This is a genomic window from Intestinimonas sp. HCP28S3_D6 (genome assembly GCF_052065695.1).
Classification (GTDB): Bacteria; Bacillota; Clostridia; order Oscillospirales; family Oscillospiraceae; genus Intestinimonas.
This window is the reverse complement of the sequence record NZ_JBQHTM010000007.1, coordinates 52949-73555: the sequence shown is the minus strand read 5'-3', so window position 1 is coordinate 73555 and position 20607 is coordinate 52949. Positions and strand designations below refer to the sequence as shown.

The window sequence follows — 20607 nt, the reverse complement described above, 5'->3', positions numbered from 1 at the left end:
ACTGCCCGTTTTGACGAAAAAAATTTCCTTGGTAGCATCTTGGTAGCATTTTATTTCAGCCGTTTTTTGAATCCCTTGCGCCCCAAGGGTTTGAGGTAGTTTTTTGGTAGCATCTTGGTAGCAGGAATAAAAAAGGCCTCTGGAAGACAGTTGTCTCCCAGAGGCCTTGCATGAGTAGGAAACGAATCAGCCCACTACGACCAGACGGATCTTACCGCCCTGGTCAGGGGTCTTATCGTAGTAAATGGTAACGTTGTCGGAGAAGGCACGAGCCAGATTGAGGGCCTTGACATAGTCCTCATCGTTCTTACCCTCGCCCACGGAGAACCACTCCTTGGTGGCCTCATTGTAGCACATAACCCGGTCGGAGATGGGGATGATCATGCTGTTGGTGGTGACGGTCATGGTGTCCATGTCAAAGGCGGAGCTCTTGACCTTGGCGGAGAGCAGTTCCACATAGCCGCCCAGGGTCACCTTGCCGTCTACACGGGTGGGGCCAACCACGATGCCGCCGGCACGGATGTGGGACAGCTCCTCCTGGCTATTGAGCAGCAGCTCTGCGCTGCCATTGGGCTGGAGCGTATTGGAGACGGTGACATAGGTAAGAGTCTGCCCGCCTTCCTCACCGCTGGCCCTCGGAATCACGCGAAGGAATCCATAATCGTACCGATCGCCGGTGACATCGTTGAAGACAATGATATCGGCATTTCCGGCGTAGTCCTTGTGGACGTAGGTGATCAGATCGGCCGGGACAGTGGTACGGGTGATGTCTTCCAGCTTGATCTCGGTGAGAGCGCTGCGGCCCACCTGCTCATAGAGCTTCACGTTGTCGGAGAGCTTTACCGTGTTCATCCGCTTCTCGGCCACGTTCAGGGGAGCGTCAGAGCCTCTGCCGGTGAGCTTGGAAAGGCTCAGGCGGCCCTTGGAGGCGGAGGAGACGGTGACCAGCTGGCCCACCATCTCATCGGCTCGGTTGCCGGTGTAGGAGGTGGTGCCGGAGAGCTCCAGTGCCTTTCCGCTCGCGTCCTTCAGGTTGATGGAGGTCACCACTGCCACGCCAGACTCCTTATCCACACTCTTAACCGTACCCACAGCGGTGGATTTGGCCACAGAGGGCTCCACGGCACCGGCCACCTGGCCGTTGTAGGAGAGCAGCAGGGTGACGGTATCGCCGATCTTGAAGGTGTTCAGGTCGGCGGCTGCGCTGGAGAGCACCGGGAACTCGTGGCCCATCACGGTGATGGTGGCCGGGGTCTCCCGGTTGGGATAGACGTTCTCATAGATGCCGGTGATGCGGGCGTCCGAGACGTACATCACATTGCTGGCCTCGTCAAAGGTGGTGACGTCATACTGGCAGATGTCCGAGCCCTTGGCGAGGATGCCGTTCTTGTAGACGGTATAGGCCAGGTTGTCGGAATAGTTTGGCTTGTTCTTCACCACACGGGTGGTGCTGTCCGATTTTGCCGAGCTGCGCAGGAAGATGTATTCCAGCTCACCGGCTGCGGAATACTGCAGCAGCGCCTGAGTACCAGCGGCCATGCCGGAGAGGTAGAGCTCCTCGTACTTGGTCTCCTTGCCGTCCTTCCACACCACGGTGTCCTTGGGTTCCTCGATGGAGACGCTGGAGCCGCCGGAAATCTTTATGGAATTGTAATCCAGGCTCTGGATGGTGACAACCTTCTGCGTGCCGGAGGTGGAGGGCTGGATATCCACGATCTTCTCGTCCTTGTCCAGCAGCAGCTTGGCCCGCCGGCCCACCAGATCGTCGGAGAAGGGGGCGTGGTCGGTCTTGTAGACCTTGTCCTGGGACACCTTCACGCCGGTGGAGCCGTCGGGAGCGGTGGCGGCGACGTCGAAGAGGATGGTCTCATCGGTGATGGTGCAGCCCAGGGTGGTGAGGTACTGCTTGCCGTCCTTGCCGTTGGTGAAGAGCAGGTTCTCCATCATCAGGGCCGCCTGCCCCCGGGTGATGGTGCTGTCGGCGGTGAGGTTCAGGCCCTTGGTGATCTCCAGCTCACTGGCCTTGGCCAGATAGCCGTCGGGCCACACCATGCCCACGTCGCTGTCGCCGTAGCCCAGGATGCGCACCAGAATGGTGACCGCCTCCCCGTAGGTGATGGCCCGGTCGGGGTTGAAGTTGCCGTAGGCGTCGCCCCGGATGATGCCGGGGGTGGTGGTGGCGGTGTCGCCGGAGCCGGTGGTGGTGCCCTGGGTGGCCACCGCGATGTAGCCCCGGGCCCAGTGGGTGCTGGGCACGTCCTGGAAGACGGTGCGGTTCATCTGGGCGGCCACCTTGTCGCCGTTGCCCATGAGCTCCACCGCCAGCTTGCAGAACTCCGCCCGGGTAAGCACCCGGTCCGGGGAGTAGGCAGTGCCGCCGGTGCCGCTGACGATGCCCAGCAGCCGCAGGGTCTCGGCGGCCCGGGACACGTTGGTGTCATAGATGTCGGTAAAGGCGCTCGTGGAGGCGGCGCCGGCGGAGGACGGGAGCACCAGCATGCCCGCGATGGCCGCGCACGCCAGCAGCAGCGCCAGGAGTCGTTTGATTCTCATAGCTTTTCTCTCCTTGCAGTTGAGATGGGCTGGATCAGTCCGCCCGCAGGGCCTCCACCGGCTGAAGGCCGCTGGCCTTCACGGCGGGGTAGAGCCCAAAGATAATACCCAGGGCCACCGAGATGAGGAAGGCCCCCACGGTGATGCCCGCGCTGGGGATCAGTATGATGTCGAAGTTCATCTTGCCCACGATCAGCGTGCCTAGGTATCCCACGAGGATACCGAAGATGCCGCCAATGCCGCAGATCATGGCGGCCTCGATGAGGAACTGGACGATGATGCTCCGGCGCTCGGCGCCTATGGCCTTTCGGATGCCGATCTCCCGGGTGCGCTCGGTGACGGTGACCAGCATGATGTTCATGATTCCGATGCCGCCCACCAGCAGGGAGATGGCGGCAATGCCGCCCAGAAAGCGCTGCTGGAGCTTGTCGGCTTCAGCCTGCTGGTTCTGGTAGCTGGTGGGGTTATCGATATAATAGTAGCCGCTGTCGTTGCTGATGAAGCCGGCCAGGAAGCCGTTGACCAGGGTGGAGACTTCCTTGAGGGACTCGGCGTCCTTGGCCTTAATGATGTAGTTTTCGATGGGTTGGTTGTTGTTGAAGAGCCGGGTCATGGTGGAGGGCAGGAGGAGCATGTAGTCCTGGCGGTTGATGGTGTCCTGGATCCATTGGCTCTCCTCGGAGCTGCCCACATTAACCCCGGCGCTCTTGCTCTGGTAGACGCCCACCACCAGGAAGGGGGTGCCGTTGATGGTGATGGTCTTGTTCACCGGGTCGGCAAAGCCGAAGAGCTCATCGGCTACGGCGGAGCCTAGGACGCACACCTGATTTTCCTTTTCGATGTCCAGGTAGGAGAGGTCCCGGCCCTTGGCGATCTTGTAGTCGCTACACAGACCGTATTTGTCGTTGCCCAGAACGATGTTGGGAAAATCACCAGTGGAGGTCATGGCGCCGCCGCCCAGGTTCTTCCACTGGCGGGCAATGGTCTTAGACTCGAACTTGATGACGGGGTCGGAGTAGACGTATCCCGTGGGGGAGACGCCCAGCACCAGGTCATCCAGCTGGAGGCAGTAGTCGTAAAGGGCAGAGGCCACGTCCACACCACCCCGGTAAGAGTAGGCCGAGACGGTGATGGTGTTGGTGCCCATGCTCTCGTAATAGGCCCGCAGGGCCATGTTCTGGCCCTGGGCGTAGGACACCAGGATGATGACGGCGGCCAGACCGATGATGACGCCCAGCATGGTGAGGGCAGACCGGCCCTTGTTGGCTGAGATGGACTTGGCTGCCATTTTGAAGGCCTGGGAGAAATTCATAGCCCTACCTCCTCTCTGGGGCCGTCGGCGATGATGTGTCCGTCGGAGAGACGGACGATACGCTCGGCGGTGGCGGCAATGCCGTTATCGTGGGTGATGAGAATGATGGTGGAGCCGTCCTCGTGGAGGCTGTGGAGGATCTCCAGCACCTGGCGTCCGGTCTTAGAGTCCAGGGCGCCGGTGGGCTCGTCAGCCATGATGATGGGGGGGCGGGCGGCGATGGCCCGGGCGATGGCCACACGCTGCTGCTGACCGCCGGACATCTCCGAAGGCTTGTGGTCGGCCCGTTCGGCCATGCCCACCCGCTCCAGGGACTCCATGGCCCGCTCCGCGCGCTGGCCCATGCCCACCCCCTGGTAGATGAGGGGAAGCTCCACGTTCTCTCGGGCGCTGAGGGCGGGGATCAGGTTGTAACCCTGGAAGATGAAGCCGATCTGCTTGTTGCGGATGTGGGCCAGCTGTTTGTCGGTGAGCTCGGTGACATCGGTACCGTCCAGGTGGTAGTCCCCGTAGGTGGGGATGTCCAGGCAGCCCAGGATGTTCATGAGGGTAGATTTGCCAGAGCCGGACTGGCCGATAATGGCCACGAACTCGCCCCGGTCGATCTGGAGGCTCACGCCGTCCAGGGCGCGGACCTCGCTCTCCTGCCCCTCATTATATATTTTATAGAGGTTTTTAATATCGATCAGCATGTCGGTCACCTTAACCCCAGCTACTGCCCTGGTCCACGTAGTAGTTGACGAAGACCGTTTCGCCGCCCTGGAGGCCCTCCTTGATCTCCACGTTATAGTTGTCGGAGAGACCGGTGGTGACGGGGACGGGATAGTAGCCGTCGGCCTCGGTGGGGTAGGTGGGAGTCTGGCCGGGCTCCACCTCGGGGATGTCCAGTTCCACGGCGTTTTCAGGCTTCTCTTCGGCCTGGATGAAGACCACAGAGGAGGTCTTGCCCTCGGCGTCGGAGACGTACTTCACGGCCTGCATGGGCACCACCACGCACTGGTCGGACTGGCTGGCCACAAAGGAGTAATCCAGCCACATACCGGCCAACAGAGTGCCGGCGGAGTTGTCCACGTCCAGGGTGACGGGGTAGCTGGTCATGCCGTTGGAGCTGTTCTCGCCGATGCTCATATCAATGCTGCTGACGGTGCCGGTAAAGACGTTGCCGTTGTAGTCGGTGAGGTCCACGGTCATGCCGGGCTGGACGAAGGAGATGTTGCGGTCGTCCACGGTGATCTGGACCACCATCTTGGTGTTGTTGGAGATGGTAATGACGGTGTCGCCGCTCTTGACCTCGGTGCCGGGGGTGAGGGTGCAGGAGGTGACGGTGCCGTCAATGGGGGCGGTGGCATTGAAGTTGGCCAGGGCCTTCTGGGCCTCAGTGAGCTTGGTGGTGGCGTCGTCGATCTCCTTCTGCTTGGCGCGGATGTCGGAGTCGATGGTGTCAGAGCCCAGGACCAGGAGAGCGTCGCCGGCGTTGACGTTGGCGTAGCGCAGCAGATTCTGGGAGAGGACGGGGCCCTGGGACTCGGTGACGATCTTGCGGACCTCGTAGTACTCGGTGGTACCGTTCTGGTAGGGGTAGATGGCGGTGCCGTCGGCGGCGGTGAGGGTGGCGGAGGCGGTCATGCCCTCGGTGAGGGTGTTGGGGTTGTCAAAGACCACGATCACCTCAAAATAGACGGAGCCCTCGGGGGAGATATAGCTCACCTTGTTGATCTTTTCCACGGTACCGGGGAAGGAGGCCATGACGGCGGGGATGGAGACCTCCGCGGCCTGACCCACGGAAATGTCATTTTCGTAGGCGTAGCTGAAGTAGAGGGAGAGCTTGAGCTTCTTGTCGTTGGCCAGGGTGCACACGGCGGCGCCCTCGGTGACCTTCTGGTCGGTCTGGAACTCGCTGACCTCTACCAGCTTGCCGGCGAAGGGGGCACGGACGGTAAGGTTGTTGGCCTTCTTGATGAGGTCGGCCATGTCCTTCTGGAGGTTGGTGACCTTCTCCTGGGCGGTGGTGACCTCATCCTCGGCGGCCTGGCTGCGGATGGTGTAGAGTGGCTGGCCCTTGGTGACGGTGTCGCCGGCGGCCACAAAGACCTCCTGGACGGTGCCGCCCTGGGTCAGGGCGATGGCGGCGGACTCCTTGGCCTTGGCGTTGCCGGAGCCCTGGACGGTGCTCTGGATGGAGGAGATCTCAGCCACCTGGGACTGGATCTGGCTCTCGGCGCTGTTCTGGGCGGTGAGGAAGCGGTAGAGGAAGAAGCCGCCCACGCCGAGGGCGGCGAGGATGATGACGGCGGCAATAATGCTCTTGATCCGTTTTCTCTGTTTCTGGAGCTGCTCCTTGGATTTCTGGGGCTTCTGGGGGGGGGCGGGGGTCTGGGTAGGCGCGGCGGCCTGCTGGGTCATTTCAGCCATTGTGTCTTCCCTCCTGATTTACTGTCCCTTCCATTGTATCACGCATCGGGACGGGCGTAATTACAAACAGATGACAAATTCTTAAGGTTTTCTGAAAACCTCCCGCCGGGTGGCGTAGCGGTCACCCTATAAGACGATTGACAGGGGGAAAAAGTTACACGCAAAGAGAAAAAATTTCCACGCCGCGCTTACACCTATTTTATAAGGCGGGGAGAGGTAGGGGCGCTTTCCTTTTCGCAAACGCTGTGGATAACCCCTCTCCCGTCCCATGTTCCTACGCCGCACCCCTCACAAATTTGCGCCGTGGTTGCACGGCGGCGTACAACTTTTCCACAGGCTGCGGAATATTGTGAGGAGCCGTGCATTTTGGAGCCGGCAGCGGAAATTTTCCCTGAAAAAGAGGGGGACCTTTTGAAAAAGCCGCCGTCTAAGGGTTGAAAGAGGCCATGAGACCCTCTGTAACGCTATTTTACGGTTGTGTTACAAAACCCTCCATCCCCTTGACGGGAGGGGGGGTGATGGGGTATCATGACTCCAGAGGTGAGGGGAGTTATACGCCCGTAGTATGCGAAAAAGTTCGTATTTTCAGGCGTTTGACCCCTAAAACCCCAAATTTTAGAAGGAGGAATTCCGAATGAGAAACCTCAAGCGGGCTCTCAGCCTGGCTCTGGCTTCCGTCATGGTCGTCTCCATGATGGTCGTTGGCGCCGGCGCTGCGAGCTATGACGACTTCTCCGACAAGGATAAGATCGTCAACCAGGAAGCCGTTCAGATGCTCGTCGAGCTGGGCGTCATCAACGGCAAGGACGACGGCACCTACGATCCCACCGGTATCGTGACCCGTGCCGAGATGGCTAAGATGATCTGCGTCGTGCTGAACGGCGGCAAGGATCCCAGCCTGGGCACCACCGTCACCAACAGCTACACCGACACCGTGGGCCACTGGGCTTCCGGCTACATTGAGTACTGCACTCAGCTGGGCATCGTGGCCGGCGACGGCGCTGGCAAGTTCAACCCCAACGCCACCGTGACCGGTTCTGAGGCCGCCAAGATGCTCCTCGTCGCCATGGGCTACAAGTCCGAGGTCGAGGGCTTCACCGGCGCCAACTGGGCCATTGGCGTGAATGTCCGCGCCAACCAGAAGGGCCTGTACTCCGACCTGAGCATCTCCGTGGACGAGGGCCTGACCCGTGACTCCGCCGCTCAGATGGTCTACAACGCTCTGGATGCCGGCGTGGTCAGCTATGACTACACCCTGGTCACCGATGGTTCCACCATCAGCTCCAGCCCCACCCTCATTGACAACAACACCAAGACCCTCCTCGAGGACAAGTTCAACGCTGTGAAGGTCGAGGGCGTTGTGGTCGCCAACGAGTACGCCACCCTGTCTTCCAAGAGCACCAATACTGACTACGCCTCCGGCGTGATCGGCTCTGCTCTGGATGCCGGCAAGAGCGACATCGTGGTCACCAACTATGAGGATCAGCAGTACTTCAAGGACGGCGAGACCCGCTTCTCCATCTCCACTGAGCTGGAAGATCTGGGCCGCACTGTGGTTGTGTACGTGAAGAAGAACGCCAACGCTTCCAAGGCTGAGGTCCTGGGCTCCGCCATCACCTCTTCCGACAACAAGGTGGTCGCCGACTACTCCAGCGATTCCATCAAGGACGTGGCTGACGACAATGATCTGAGCTTTGACGCCAACGCCAAGGTCGCCTACAACTACGCTTCTCTGACCAGCCTGACCAGCGCTGTTCGGGATGCCGACGGCATCTCCGGTGTTGAGAAGCTGCTCATCGACACCAACGACGATGGCGACATCGACTACGTGCTGATGAACACCTATGAGTTCGGTAAGGTCACCCGCTACACCACCAGCGATGATGGCGATATCACCGTCACTCTCGCCTCCGGCTTCTTTGCCGCTGACGACAAGGCCGACGTTGTTGGCTTTGACGACGTGGCCAAGGACGACTATGTGCTGGCTGCTTACATCGGCGGCAAGCTGTACGTCGAGAAGGCTGAGACCGTCACCGGTACCCTCGAGGCCTACAAGAACAACAGCAAGGGCACTCTGACCACCAGCCTGACCGTGGACGGCACCAGCTACAACGTCTCCGCTGTCTCCGCTGTGACCGTTGCCGCTGACGAGGTCGCCCCCGCCAAGAATCTGTTCACCGGTTCCGACAAGGCTGCCCTGGACACCGAGGCCACCTTCTACCTGGATAAGCAGGGCTACATCATCGCCCGCGGCCAGGTCGAGGCTTCCGCTTACAATTACGCCTATGTGATCGGTCATGACAACGCCGTTGTCACCGTTGACAGCCGCGTGAAGGTTGCTCTGCCCGACGGCACCACCAAGACCTACACCCTCAGCGACAAGAGCTCCGTGAAGCTCTCCGCTATTGTCGACGGCACTGTGTACGCTTACTCTCTGGCCAACAACGGCACCGAGATCAAGCTGACCGATGCCAAGACCACCGTCTCCGGCGGCTCCGCCACCTTTGAGAAGGGCAAGAGCACTATCTCCTTCTCCGGCAAGACTGAGTACGCCACCAACAGCACCGTGTTCTACTATGTGAACGCTGCCGGCGACGTGACCGTCTACACCGGCCGCGACAACGCCCCCAGCATCACCAGCTCCACCTCCACCGTCGTCTACAAGAACAACGTCGGCACCGTGGTGTCCGTTGTCTTCAAGGGCGTGGTGGGCAAGACCTCCGTTGGCGACCACATGCTGGTCTACAGCGTGGGCAGCGTCTCCAGCGACTACACCCTGGCCAACGTCATCCTGAACGGTGAGACCGAGACCAAGCAGGTCAAGGTCGACGCCAACAGCAGCGTCAAGGCCGACACCCTGTACACCTACACCGTGAACAGCGACGGCTACTATGAGCTGACTCCTGTCACCAGCGAGAAGTTCTATGACTCCGGCAAGGTAACTCACGCCTACGGTTCCACCATCGTCCTGGCCAACGGCAATGAGTACAAGATGCTGAGCAGCACCGTTGTGGTGGATAACCACGACACCTCCGCTACCCCCAAGGCTGCCCTCAGCGGCAACATCAACAAGGGTGACGAGGTCCAGGTCCTGGTGAAGAACGATGATGAGATGGCCATGGTGGTCGTCACCAAGCTGGCCGACGCCGGCACCAACACCGGCAGCGACTCCATCGTCGTGGACGGCAGCACCATCACCGGTACCGCTATGACCGCTTATGACAACTACGCCGACATCAACAAGGCCCTGAAGGAGGGCAATGTCATCCTGGCTGGTGACTGGACCAACACTGCTGCTGCTGGCCTGAGCATTCCTGCCGGCAAGACTCTGGTCATCAACGGTAACCTGAACTGCTCTGCTCAGTCTCTGGCCAACTCCGGCACCGTCATTGTGACCGGCAACTACACTGCCAAGGCTGGCGAAAGCATTATCGGTGACGTCCAGGTGGGCGGCAACCTGGTGCTGGATGCTGGCGGCAACACTGTGGCTGGCAACGTGACCGTGGCCGGCAATGTTACCACTGGTGTCATCACCACCACCGCCGGCAAGACCCTGACCGTGGGCGGCGATATTGCTGGCGTGGTCGCCAACGGCGATGTCACCGTGAAGGGCAATGCTTCCGGTTCCGTGACCGTCAACAAGGGCACCACCAAGATCGACGGCACCGTGGCTACCATTGATAATGTGGCCAAGGGCGCCAGCCTGACCGTTGGCAAGGCTGTGACCACCATTACCACCAACAGCGGCTCCATTACCGCCAAGGCCGGTGTGACCACCATCTCTGCCAACACTGCTGACGGCACCATCGCTGTCACCGGCGATGTGGGCACCATCGCCGCCTCTAACGCCGGCACCATCTCCGTGGATGGCAAGGTGACCACCATCACCGACAACAACGGTACCATCACCGTCACCGGCGACGTGGCCACCATCACCGACAACAACGGCACCATCACCGTGAACGGCAATGTGACCACCAAGGTTGCTGGTGTGTCCAAGGGTACTGTTACCGTCAAGGGCACTGCCAAGGAGATCGGCACTGTGGCCAGCGGCGCTGCGCTCACTGTTGAGGACGGCATTACCACTGCCATTGCCGCCTCTCTGGACGGCAAGCTGACCCTGGGCGGCGCTGCTACCATCACTCCTGGTTCTGCCGCTACCTTCGCTGAGATCCATGTGCTGAACAACGGCGTGCTGACCCTGGATGGTGCTGCCAGCAATGCGCTGACTGTCACTAAGCTGACCGGCGATATTGACGGCAAAGTGATTGTCAACTTCACTGCCGGTGATGATAATATTACCATCCCCGCCAACACCCTGTACACCGATGCCGATACCGCTGTTGGCGCTACCATCAGCGCTGACACCTCCAACGGCACCTACACCTTCAACGGCACCAACTTCCTGAAGGATGCGTAATGCGTTCCTTTTAGATAAGGGTATCGTCTGATAAAGAGAACCCCCGCCCGGGCCATTCGGCCCGGGCGGGGGTTTCCTCATATATCAATTTTTCCTGTGGGCTACACCCAGGCGACTCCGTAATCAAAGACGTGGGCCTCGCTGTCCTCCCCCAGCTCCAGGTCCAGCAGCACCGACCAGGCCCCGGCGGCCAGATCCTTCGTCAGCTGGAAGGAGGTCTCCCGGCAGTTCTCGCCCAGCACCGTGACGCTGTCCCGGGATGCCTCCACTGTAAGGGCGTGTTCTGTGCCGCCGCTGTCTTGCAGGGAGAGACCCACGATGCCGCCGCTGTGCCGCACCCAGCCCAGCACCCTGGCGGCCGCGGGCAGCTCCTCCGCCCTGGAGGTCATGCGGCCCTCGGTGCCGCTGCTGGAGCTGACCCGGAAGGTACCGCCCAGGCAGAGCCCGCTGTCCAGTGTATAGTGATAGCCGGAGCCGTTGGCCTGCAGCTTGAGGGAAAAGGTATCTCCCTTTTTCAGTACAGGCTGGGGAGAAAAGCTGAAGCTCTTTGTCATGGTGGCCTGGGAACCGATGCTGGGGATGGTCGCCCTTCCGGTTGCCGCCACCGCTCCATTGACCGTCAGCGTATAGCTGGATACCACCTCCGAGGTAAAGAGCAGCTCACTGTATACCTCAAAGGTAAAACCAGTCAGAGTACCGCTGCCGGTGGCGGTGATGGTCTGTGTCTCTTCGATGTGGCCGCCCGCGCCGCCGCTGAGCCCCAGCTCCACATTGCCCATCCCAACGCCCTGAAGACTCAGCCGCTTGTCGCCCAGCGTCAGCCCGCCGGTGAGACTCTGGATGCGGCTGTTGTCCAGGAACCCGTCAAAGAGCAGGGCTTTCTTCCAGCCGGTCTCCAGCTTCTCGTAGTAATCCCGCAGGATCAGGCTATAAACGTTCTGGCTCAAAGGCTCCAGCCCGGCAAGGGCCTGACTTCCTTTTGCCTCTGCCGCGGCGATGGCCGCATCTGTCCTGGCGTTGTCCTCATTGAACTCCTCCCGTAAAAACTTGTCCTCTGGTTGCCACTGGCACAGCCCATAATTCGCGGTATATCCGCTTGCCATTTGCATCCCTCCTCACCCTTGTACGCCCCGCACTTCAAAGTTGCATGCCCTTTCCATCCCCGGGCCATACCCTGCCCTGACGTCCCGCTGGGCCCGTTTTTCCGGTCTCAGGTCGGATTTTTACCCGGCTCCGTCTGGCAAAGGCAGCAAAATCTGGCGCCGCACTTGAAAACATACTATTCCTGTGGTATTATAGGAACACATACTTGCAGACTGCAAAAAAATGAGCGAGGAAGGTTCCCATGAAAATTTCCACAAAGGGCCGTTACGCCCTGCGGCTGATGCTGGATCTGGCGCTGTCAGACCCCGGCGTCCCCGTTCCGCTCCGGGACGTGGCCCAGCGGCAGGATATTTCCGATAAATATTTGGAGCAGATCGTCACCCCCCTCTCCCGGGCCGGACTGGTTCGCAGTGTCCGCGGCGCCGGGGGCGGCTATCTCTTGACCCGCGATCCGGCGGAATACACGGTAGGGGAGATCCTCCGGCCTCTGGAGGGCAGCCTCGCCCCGGTGAGCTGTGTGGACGGCAGCGAGTGCTGCTGCCGTGCCGACCAGTGCGTCACCATGGAGGTGTGGCGGGAGATCCAGCAGGCGGTGACCGGTGTGGTGGACCACATCACCCTGGCCGACCTGGTGGCACGCCAGCGCAGGAAGGCGGACCGGGAGGGCTGAACGGCTTGACAGGCCATGACCTGTGGGCATACAATACCCTTTGTGTCCGTGTGAAAGAGAGAAAGTAGGGAGGAATCCATCCCGTGATTGAGCTCAAACACATTTCCAAGATCTTTCCCACCGCCGACGGAGAATTTCAGGCCCTGACCGACGTGGATCTCACCATCCCCACGGGGGATATTTTTGGCATCGTGGGCATGTCCGGTGCGGGCAAGTCCACCCTGGTCCGGTGCATCAACCTGCTGGAGCGGCCCACCACGGGCCAGGTCCTCATTGACGGCCTGCTGGATGAGAGCGGCAAGGCGGTGGATCTGTGTACCCTGTCCCCCGCCCAGCTGCGGAAGGCCCGCCGGGGCATCAGCATGATCTTTCAACAGTTCAACCTGCTCATGCAGCGCACCTGCCTGGACAACATCTGTTTTCCCATGGAGATCGCCGGAGTGAGCAAGGCCAAGGCCCGGGAGCGGGCCCGGGAGCTGCTGGACACCGTGGGTCTGCCTGACAAGGCGGACGCCTATCCCTCCCAGCTCTCCGGCGGCCAGAAGCAGCGCATTGCCATCGCCCGTGCTCTGGCCTCCAACCCCAAGATCCTGCTCTGTGACGAGGCCACCTCCGCCCTGGACCCCACCACCACCCGCAGCATCCTGCGGCTCATCCAGGACATCAACCGCCGCCTGGGCATCACCGTGGTGGTCATCACCCACGAGATGGCGGTGGTGGAGGAGATCTGTACCCACGTGGCCATTCTGGAGCACGGCCACATGGTGGAGACCGGCTCCGTGGCGGAGGTCTTTTCCAATCCCAAGACCGAGGCCGGCCGTCGGCTGGTCTATCCGGAAGGCGTCCAGATCGACCAGCTGCCCCCGGCGGGTGTGGTCCGCATCGCCTTCAACGGTGGCTCCTCCTACGAGCCCCTGATCGCCTCTCTGGCCATCGACTGCGGCGTGAAGGTGAACATCCTGGGCGCCGATACCCGGAACGTGAATGGCCAGGCCTTCGGCACCATGCTGCTGGGCCTGCCCGAGGACCAAAACGAGGCCGCCAAGGCTATGAATTACTTAAAAGCGCAAAAAGATGTGACGGTGGAGGAGGTGCGCGACTACCATGGCTGAATTTCTCGCTCTTCTGGGCCCTGACGCGGCTGAAGAGGTTCAGTACCTCATCAGCAACGTGCCCTTTGCCATCTGGGAGACCCTCTATTCCACCGTGCTGGCCACCATCTTTGCCTATATCATCGGCCTGCCCCTGGGCGTGCTGCTGGTGGTGGGCGAGGAGGGCGGCGTGCTGCCCCTACCCAAGACTCTGATGACCGTGCTCAACGTGGTGGTCAACCTGCTGCGCTCGGTGCCCTTCCTCATCCTGATGGTGGTGGTATTCCCCCTCTCCCGTGTCCTTTTGGGCACCTCCATCGGCACCAAGGCCACCATCGTCCCGCTGTTCATCGCCGCCTTCCCCTTTGTGGCCCGTCTGGTAGAGGCCTCCATCCGTGAGATGGACCGGGGCATCATCGAGGCCGCCCAGTCCATGGGCTGCTCCCCCTTCCAGATCATCACCAAGGTCATCCTGCCCGAGTGCGTCCCCTCTCTTCTCACCGGATTTGCCACCGCCTTCGTCACCATCCTCAGCTACGGCGCCATGTCCGGCGCCATCGGCGGCGGCGGTCTGGGCGCCATGGCCCTGAACCGGGGCTATACCCGCCACCAGAACATCGTGCTCTGGGGCGCCGTCATCCTGCTGGTGATCCTGGTCCAGATCTTCCAGACCATTGGCACCCGTCTGGCCGTGGGACTGGACCGCCGTCTCTCCGACAAGGGAGGCAAAAAGCGTGGCCGCAAGGTAGCCATGAAAAAGATTAAACAGGACCGCCGCATCCCAGACGGCATGTAAAATTCTATGGGCCGGACAAACACATCGGTTTGTCCGGCCCTCTTTTTGGTGCATAATACCCGCTTGACAGGAGCTCCTTCAGGTTGTAAACTAGGTGCAACCCAAGCGGAACTGAATAACGCCCCTCAAACGCGAAGAAGAGGAGAGTAGGCGGGAAGATACGTTGCAGAGAGCCCGGTATGGTGGGAACGGGTACGGAAGGTCCTGTTGAAGATGGCCTTGGAGCGGTGCGGCTGACTGCGGGAACGCATAGGTCGTGACGGGTGCGCCCGTAAGCGCGCAGGAGTATGCTTGTACTCCATAAGGCCCCTGTCGTGAGGCAGAGGTGAAGCAAGGTGGTACCACGAAGCGTTGGCTTTCGTCCTTGAATTTGATTCAAGGGCGTTTTTTTGTGCTCCGAACTGGGAAAGATCAAAAACAAAAAGGAGAATGAACCATGAAGAAATTTGCCTCTCTGCTCCTGTCCGGCGCCCTGACTGTGGGCCTGCTGGCCGGCTGCTCCGGCGGCACCACTGCCACTCCCACCCCCACCTCCACCGCCAACGGGGATTGGATTGGGCCCACCGAGAGCGCTGCCCCCACTGAGACTGCCACCACCGACCTGTCCGGCACCACCCTGAAGGTGGGCGCCTCCCCCGCCCCCCACGCTGAGATCCTGGAGGTGGTGAAGGACCTGCTGGCCGAGCAGGGCATCACCCTGGAGATCGTGGAGTTTGACGACTACATCCTGCCCAACCAGGCCGTGGAGGACGGCTCCCTGGACGCCAACTACTTCCAGCACATCACCTACATGAACAACTTCAACGTGGAGTATGGCACCCACCTGGCCAGCGCCGCCGCGGTCCACTACGAGCCCTTCGGCATCTACGCCGGCAAGACCGCCAGCCTGGATGAGCTCCAGGACGGCGCCCAGATCGCCGTGCCCAACGACACCACCAACGAGGGCCGCGCCCTGCTGCTCCTCCAGGAGCAGGGCCTCATCACCCTCACCGAGGACTGCGGCCTGGAGCCCACCAAGGACGACATCGCCGAGAACCCCCACAACTATGAGATCGTGGAGCTGGAGGCCAAGCTGCTGCCCACCACCCTCCAGGACGTGGATATCGCCGTCATCAACGGCAACTACGCCATCGACGCCGGACTGAAGGTGTCTGACGCTCTGGCCATCGAGGCCGCCGACGGCACCGCCGCCACCGCCTACGTGAACGTGCTGGCCGTGAAGGAGGACCGTCTGGACGATCCCGCCATTCAGGCTCTGGCCAAGGCCCTGTGCAGCCAGGAGGTCAAGGACTTCATCGACCAGACCTACGACGGCGCTGTGGTCGCCGTGTTCTAAAGAACCTCAGAAACCCGCTTCGAGCACCGGAGCGGGTTTCTTATTTTTCCTTAATTCCTATTGAATTAATCGGATTTTTGTGATAGACTGAGAAAAAAACTTAGGAGGCATATTCCATGCGTATTGCCCATTCCATTCTGGACCTCATTGGAAACACCCCGCTCCTGGCCCTGGAGCGGTACGCCCCCGGCGCCAAGGTGCTGGCCAAGCTGGAGTCCTTCAACCCCTTGTCCTCGGCCAAGGACCGGGCCGCCCTCTACATGATCCGGGACGCGGAGGAGCGTGGGGTACTCAAGCCCGGCGCTACCATCGTGGAGCCCACCAGCGGCAACACGGGTGTGGGCCTGAGCTACATCGGCCGCATCCTGGGCTACCGGGTGGTCCTCACCATGCCGGAGACCATGAGCCAGGAGCGGCGGAGCCTTCTGGCCGCCCTGGGGGCCGAACTGGTCCTCACCGAGGGGGCCAAGGGCATGGGGGGCGCCATTGCCAAGGCCAATGAGCTGCTGGAGACCCTGCCCGGGGCCTGGATGCCCGACCAGTTCAACAACCCGGCCAACGCCAAGGCCCACTATGAAGCCACCGGCCCTGAGATCTGGCGGGACACGGAAGGCAAGGTGGACGTGCTGGTGGCCGGGGTGGGTTCCGGCGGCACCATCACCGGTGCCGGCCGGTACCTGAAGGAGCAGAACCCCGCCATTCAGGTGGTGGCGGTAGAGCCTGCCGAATCCCCCGTCCTCTCCGGCGGCAAGCCGGGCCCCCACAAGATCCAGGGCATCGGCGCCGGCTTTGTGCCCGGCACCCTGGACCGCTCGGTGGTGGACCGGGTGGTGACCGTTCCCGGAGACGAGGCCATGGCCGCCGGCCGGGCCCTGGCAGAGGCTGAGGGACTGCTGGTGGGTATCTCCTCCGGCGCCGCAGCCTGGGCCGCCAAGTCCCTGGCCGCCCAGCCGGAATTTGCCGGCAAGACCATCGTCACCGTCCTGCCCGACACCGGTGAGCGTTATCTCTCTACCGCCCTCTTCCAGAAGGGGTAAGATTAAAACTAAGGTTTTTGACACGCTGAAAGGCGCTCCGGACTGCCGTCCGGAGCGCCTTTGTTCTGCTTACGATGCCTGGAGCATGTTGGTCATGTCCATGGTGATCTCGGTGGTGTAGGGATTGAGCATGGTATTGAAGATCTCCAGACACTCCTCCCGCTCCAGCTGATAGCACCAGGAGGTACCCCGGTAGCGGACGGTACCGTTGCCTGGTAAGGTGGCGGTGGAGACGCCGTTGTCCAGGTCCAGGCCGGCGGCCTGGGTGGCCAGCCAGATGATGTCGGTGGCGGAGAGATCGGTCTTGACGTTTTTGAGGAAAATGTCCACGTAGTCGGCAATCTTGCCCGGATTTGCCAGCACCTTTTTGCCCACGGCGATGAGGAGCTTCTGTTGAGTCTGGGAGCGGCCCACATCGGTGTAGCCGCTGCCGTCGTTGTTGTGGCGGAACCGGACCACCTCCATGGCCTCCTGGCCGTCCAGGTGGGTCATGCCCTCCTTGTAGTGGATGGAGAGGGGGGGATTGGCGGTGGGGTCGTCGTAGTTCATGTCGCAGGGGACATAGAAGTCCACGCCGCCCACGGCGTTGACCAGCCGTTGGAAGCCGTTGAGGTTCACCGTCACATAGTGGTCGATGGGGATGCCGATGAGGTCGGAGACCACGTCCTTGAGCCCGTCAATGCCGTCAGAGGCGTAGACGCTGTTGATCTTGGGGATCTTCCGGTCCACCAGTGTGTCCCGGGGGATGGAGACCACCCCCATCTTCTGGTTGGACGTGTCATAGGCCACCACCATGATGGTGTCGGTGTTGCCGCCACCCTCGTCGGTGGCCGCCAGCAGGAAGGTGTAAAAGCCCTCTTTGCGTACCAACGGCGTAGGAGTGGGGAGGGCGCTCTCGTCCTCCTCGGTATCCGGGTCATCGGTCACGGCGGTGGGCTGGGGCACTGCTGCGGTGGGGGGCGCCGCCTGTTCGGGGGGCTTCACCAGAGCCTTGTAGGCACAGAAGAATACCACGATGAGAGCGGAGAGGACCACTACCGTCCGGTAGAGGGTGCGAAACATCCGCCCCAGGGGAGAGCCTCGCCGTTTCTTTTTCTTTTTGATCAGCCGCTTTGCCAACGCACATCCAACCTCTCGATTATGTCAACGACTATCAGTATACTGATTTTGACGTGGACAGGCAAGCAAAAGTTTTCGACGATCCCCGTATTTTTCAAAAAATCCCTTGACAGGCAGGCATTACCCCACCAAGACCTTTCCTTACCGGAGCAGAGGACGGTAGAGCGCTCTGACGGAGCAGTTGCAAATCCAGGCATATCCGGCGGGAGCTCTTTGGCCGTTCCGGCGTCTACTGGCAAGTTACCTAAAAATACAGGGGGAAATTCGGCATGGGTTCTCCTTGACGGTGGCAGGCAGATAGAGTATCATAGATTCACCGCCGCAAAAGAAAACCACAATATATAGTATGTAGTTGCATTTACATAATACCAAATAAACGGGCCCTCTCCGGAGGGCTCTTTCCATGGAAGCACGAAGGAGGAGCGCAAAGAAATGACCATGACCAGCATCCGAAAGCGGGACGGCCGCATCGCCCCCTTTGACGAGGGGAAGATCGCCGGCGCCATCACCAAGGCCTTTGACGCCACCTATAAGCCGGGCTACGGGGAGACGGCCCTCCGCCTGGCCGACGAGGTGGTGTCCATTCTGGAGCTGGAGGGGGAGCCCCAGCCCGACGTGGAGCACATCCAGGACCTGGTGGAGCGGGTGCTCATGGACAACGGCTATGTCCAGACGGCCAAGGCCTACATTCTCTACCGGAACGAGCGGAGCAAGGCCCGGGAGATGAACACCCGGCTCATGAAGGTGTATGAGGACATCACCTTCTCGGCGGCCAAGGACTCCGACATCAAGCGTGAGAACGCCAACATCGACGGCGATACCGCCATGGGCAGCATGCTCAAGTTCGGCTCCGAGGGCGCCAAGCAGTTCTATGATATGTTTGTCCTGAACCCGGAGCACGCCAAGGCCCACCGGGAGGGTGACATTCACATCCACGACCTGGATTTCCTCACCCTCACCACCACCTGCTGCCAGATCGACATCCAGAAGCTCTTCAAGGGGGGCTTCTCCACCGGTCACGGCACCCTGCGGGAGCCCAACGACATCTCCTCCTACGCCGCCCTGGCCTGCATCGCCATCCAGTCCAACCAGAACGACCAGCACGGGGGCCAGTCCATCGTGAACTTCGACTACGGCATGGCCGACGGTGTGCGCAAGACGTTTAAGCGGGTATACCGCCAGAACCTGGCTCGGGCCCTCACTCTTCTGGCCGACGACGCCGACCCGGAGCAGGCCCTGAAGGGGATCATGGCCCGGATCGAGGCCGATACCGGCCTGTGCCCCACCCTCAGCGGGAATGAGGCCTATTTTGCCGCCGAGCGCTCCGCACTGGTGCCGGAGTTCGGGGACGAGGCCACGGTGGCCAGGGCCCAGGCCTTCGCCCAGCAGCGGGCGGAGAAGGAGACCGACCGGGCCACCTATCAGGCCATGGAGGCCCTCATCCACAACCTGAACACCATGCACTCCCGTGCCGGCGCCCAAACCCCCTTCTCCTCCATCAACTACGGCATGGACACCTCCCCCGAGGGTCGGCTGGTGATGAAGAACATCCTCCTCACCACCGAGGCGGGACTGGGCGGCGGCGAGACGCCCATTTTCCCCATCCAGATCTTCCGTGTGAAGGAGGGGGTCAACTACAACCCCGGGGAGCCCAACTACGACCTCTTCCAGCTGGCCATCCGGTGTTCGGCCAAGCGGCTCTTCCCCAACTTCTCCTTTATCGACGCCCCCTTCAACCTGCAATATTACAAGCCCGGCCACCCCGAGACCGAGATCGCCTATATGGGCTGCCGCACCCGGGTCATCGGCAACGTGTATGACCCCGAGCGGGAGATCTGCAACGGCCGGGGCAACCTGTCCTTTACCACCGTCAACCTGCCCCGGCTGGCCATCAAGGCCAAGGGGGACCTGAACACCTTCTTCGAGTCCCTGGACCGGATGATGGACCTGTGCGTGGACCAGTTGCTGGAGCGCTTTGAGATCCAGTGCCGGAAGCATGTCTACAACTCCCCCTTCCTCATGGGTCAGGGGGTATGGCTGGACAGTGACAAGCTGGACTGGTCCGACGAGGTCCGGGAGGTCCTGAAGCACGGCACCCTGTCCGTGGGCTTCATCGGTCTGGCCGAGACCCTGAAAGCCCTCATCGGCGCCCACCACGGCGAGAGCGAGAAGGCCCGGGTGCTGGGTCTGGAGATCGTGGGGCATATGCGTGCCCGGATGGACGCCGAGAGCGAAAAGCGGGGACTCAACTTCTCCCTGCTGGCCACCCCGGCGGAGGGCCTCTCCGGCCGGTTTGTCCGCATCGACAAGGAGAAGTACGGCGTCATTGAGGGAGTCACCGACCGGGAGTACTACACCAACTCCTTCCACGTGCCGGTGTATTATCCCATCTCCGCCTACGACAAAATCAAGATTGAGGCCCCCTATCACGCCCTCACCAACGCCGGCCACATCAGCTACATCGAGATGGACGGCGACCCCACCGACAACCTGGAGGCCTTTGAGAAGGTCATCCGCTGCATGAAGGAGAGCGGCATCGGCTACGGCAGCGTAAACCACCCGGTGGACCGGGACCCGGTGTGCGGCTTCTCCGGCATCATCGGGGACCAGTGCCCCGGCTGCGGCCGCACCGAGGCCGACGGGGTGCCTTTTGAGCGCATCCGCCGCATCACCGGCTATCTGGTGGGTACCCTGGACCGGTTCAACAACGCCAAGCGAGCGGAGGAGCACGACCGGGTCAAGCACAGCGTGTAAGGG

At 61.2% G+C, this 20607-nt stretch carries 13 protein-coding genes; 7 read left to right on the top strand and 6 right to left on the bottom strand.

The annotated features are described in order from the left end of the window. Positions 1-186: 186 nt before the first annotated feature. From ACTNBK_RS04210 to ACTNBK_RS04195, 4 genes are read right to left on the bottom strand one after another with little or no spacing between them, the layout of a single operon-like run. Positions 187-2553, bottom strand: a complete 2367-nt coding sequence (locus tag ACTNBK_RS04210) for an S-layer homology domain-containing protein (RefSeq protein WP_441143898.1) — start codon at positions 2551-2553, stop codon at positions 187-189. A gap of 34 nt (positions 2554-2587) precedes the next feature. Further along, complete coding sequence (locus tag ACTNBK_RS04205; protein WP_441143896.1) at positions 2588-3865, bottom strand: ABC transporter permease; 1278 nt, start codon at positions 3863-3865, stop codon at positions 2588-2590. Next, entirely contained in the window at positions 3862-4557 is a 696-nt protein-coding gene (locus ACTNBK_RS04200; RefSeq protein WP_441143894.1) for an ABC transporter ATP-binding protein, read from the bottom strand. The genes ACTNBK_RS04205 and ACTNBK_RS04200 overlap by 4 nt, the downstream gene beginning before the upstream one ends. A gap of 10 nt (positions 4558-4567) precedes the next feature. Beyond that, complete coding sequence (locus tag ACTNBK_RS04195; RefSeq protein ID WP_441143892.1) at positions 4568-6277, bottom strand: efflux RND transporter periplasmic adaptor subunit; 1710 nt, start codon at positions 6275-6277, stop codon at positions 4568-4570. Positions 6278-6911: 634 nt separating this feature from the next. Here ACTNBK_RS04195 and ACTNBK_RS04190 point away from each other — a divergent pair. Next, entirely contained in the window at positions 6912-10697 is a 3786-nt protein-coding gene (locus tag ACTNBK_RS04190; RefSeq protein ID WP_441143890.1) for an S-layer homology domain-containing protein, read from the top strand. A gap of 101 nt (positions 10698-10798) precedes the next feature. Here ACTNBK_RS04190 and ACTNBK_RS04185 read toward each other — a convergent pair whose 3' ends face one another. Beyond that, a complete protein-coding gene (locus ACTNBK_RS04185) occupies positions 10799-11800 on the bottom strand; it encodes a hypothetical protein (protein ID WP_441143888.1) in 1002 nt (333 codons plus the stop codon). Positions 11801-12042: 242 nt separating this feature from the next. Between ACTNBK_RS04185 and ACTNBK_RS04180 the strand changes: the two genes are divergently transcribed. From ACTNBK_RS04180 to cysK, 5 genes are all read left to right on the top strand, one after another. Then, positions 12043-12471, top strand: coding sequence for an RrF2 family transcriptional regulator (locus ACTNBK_RS04180; protein ID WP_294515662.1), 429 nt, complete (start codon positions 12043-12045; stop codon positions 12469-12471). A gap of 83 nt (positions 12472-12554) precedes the next feature. Next, on the top strand, positions 12555-13583 hold the full coding sequence (locus ACTNBK_RS04175; RefSeq protein ID WP_441143885.1) for a methionine ABC transporter ATP-binding protein: 1029 nt from the start codon (positions 12555-12557) through the stop codon (positions 13581-13583). Next, positions 13576-14358, top strand: a complete 783-nt coding sequence (locus ACTNBK_RS04170; RefSeq protein ID WP_441143883.1) for a methionine ABC transporter permease — start codon at positions 13576-13578, stop codon at positions 14356-14358. Before ACTNBK_RS04175 ends, ACTNBK_RS04170 begins: the two co-directional genes overlap by 8 nt. Positions 14359-14794: 436 nt before the next feature. Continuing rightward, entirely contained in the window at positions 14795-15694 is a 900-nt protein-coding gene (locus ACTNBK_RS04165) for a MetQ/NlpA family ABC transporter substrate-binding protein (protein WP_441143881.1), read from the top strand. 116 nt (positions 15695-15810) lie between these two features. Continuing rightward, the gene (gene cysK, locus ACTNBK_RS04160; RefSeq protein ID WP_441143879.1) at positions 15811-16731 is read left to right on the top strand and encodes a cysteine synthase A; all 921 of its coding nucleotides are present in this window, start codon (positions 15811-15813) and stop codon (positions 16729-16731) included. A gap of 69 nt (positions 16732-16800) precedes the next feature. On the opposite strand, the gene ACTNBK_RS04155 is transcribed toward cysK, so the two are convergent. After that, on the bottom strand, positions 16801-17850 hold the full coding sequence (locus tag ACTNBK_RS04155) for an LCP family protein (RefSeq protein ID WP_441143877.1): 1050 nt from the start codon (positions 17848-17850) through the stop codon (positions 16801-16803). A gap of 432 nt (positions 17851-18282) precedes the next feature. On the opposite strand from ACTNBK_RS04155, the gene ACTNBK_RS04150 reads away from it, so the two are divergent. After that, positions 18283-20604 carry an anaerobic ribonucleoside triphosphate reductase gene (locus ACTNBK_RS04150; protein WP_441143875.1) on the top strand — a complete coding sequence of 774 codons (2322 nt, stop codon included), beginning with the start codon at positions 18283-18285 and terminating at the stop codon, positions 20602-20604. Positions 20605-20607: the final 3 nt, after the last annotated feature.

What these genes read in the sequence shown, in the direction of transcription:
- ACTNBK_RS04170 (WP_441143883.1), top strand. Translation starts at nt 13,576, where the DNA reads ATGGCTGAATTTCTCGCTCTTCTGGGCCCTGACGCGGCTGAAGAGGTT.
- cysK (WP_441143879.1), top strand. Translation starts at nt 15,811, where the DNA reads ATGCGTATTGCCCATTCCATTCTGGACCTCATTGGAAACACCCCGCTC.
- ACTNBK_RS04180 (WP_294515662.1), top strand. Translation starts at nt 12,043, where the DNA reads ATGAAAATTTCCACAAAGGGCCGTTACGCCCTGCGGCTGATGCTGGAT.
- ACTNBK_RS04205 (WP_441143896.1), bottom strand. Translation starts at nt 3,865, where the DNA reads ATGAATTTCTCCCAGGCCTTCAAAATGGCAGCCAAGTCCATCTCAGCC.
- ACTNBK_RS04185 (WP_441143888.1), bottom strand. Translation starts at nt 11,800, where the DNA reads ATGGCAAGCGGATATACCGCGAATTATGGGCTGTGCCAGTGGCAACCA.
- ACTNBK_RS04195 (WP_441143892.1), bottom strand. Translation starts at nt 6,277, where the DNA reads ATGGCTGAAATGACCCAGCAGGCCGCCGCGCCTACCCAGACCCCCGCC.
- ACTNBK_RS04165 (WP_441143881.1), top strand. Translation starts at nt 14,795, where the DNA reads ATGAAGAAATTTGCCTCTCTGCTCCTGTCCGGCGCCCTGACTGTGGGC.
- ACTNBK_RS04210 (WP_441143898.1), bottom strand. Translation starts at nt 2,553, where the DNA reads ATGAGAATCAAACGACTCCTGGCGCTGCTGCTGGCGTGCGCGGCCATC.
- ACTNBK_RS04190 (WP_441143890.1), top strand. Translation starts at nt 6,912, where the DNA reads ATGAGAAACCTCAAGCGGGCTCTCAGCCTGGCTCTGGCTTCCGTCATG.
- ACTNBK_RS04200 (WP_441143894.1), bottom strand. Translation starts at nt 4,557, where the DNA reads ATGCTGATCGATATTAAAAACCTCTATAAAATATATAATGAGGGGCAG.
- ACTNBK_RS04150 (WP_441143875.1), top strand. Translation starts at nt 18,283, where the DNA reads ATGACCATGACCAGCATCCGAAAGCGGGACGGCCGCATCGCCCCCTTT.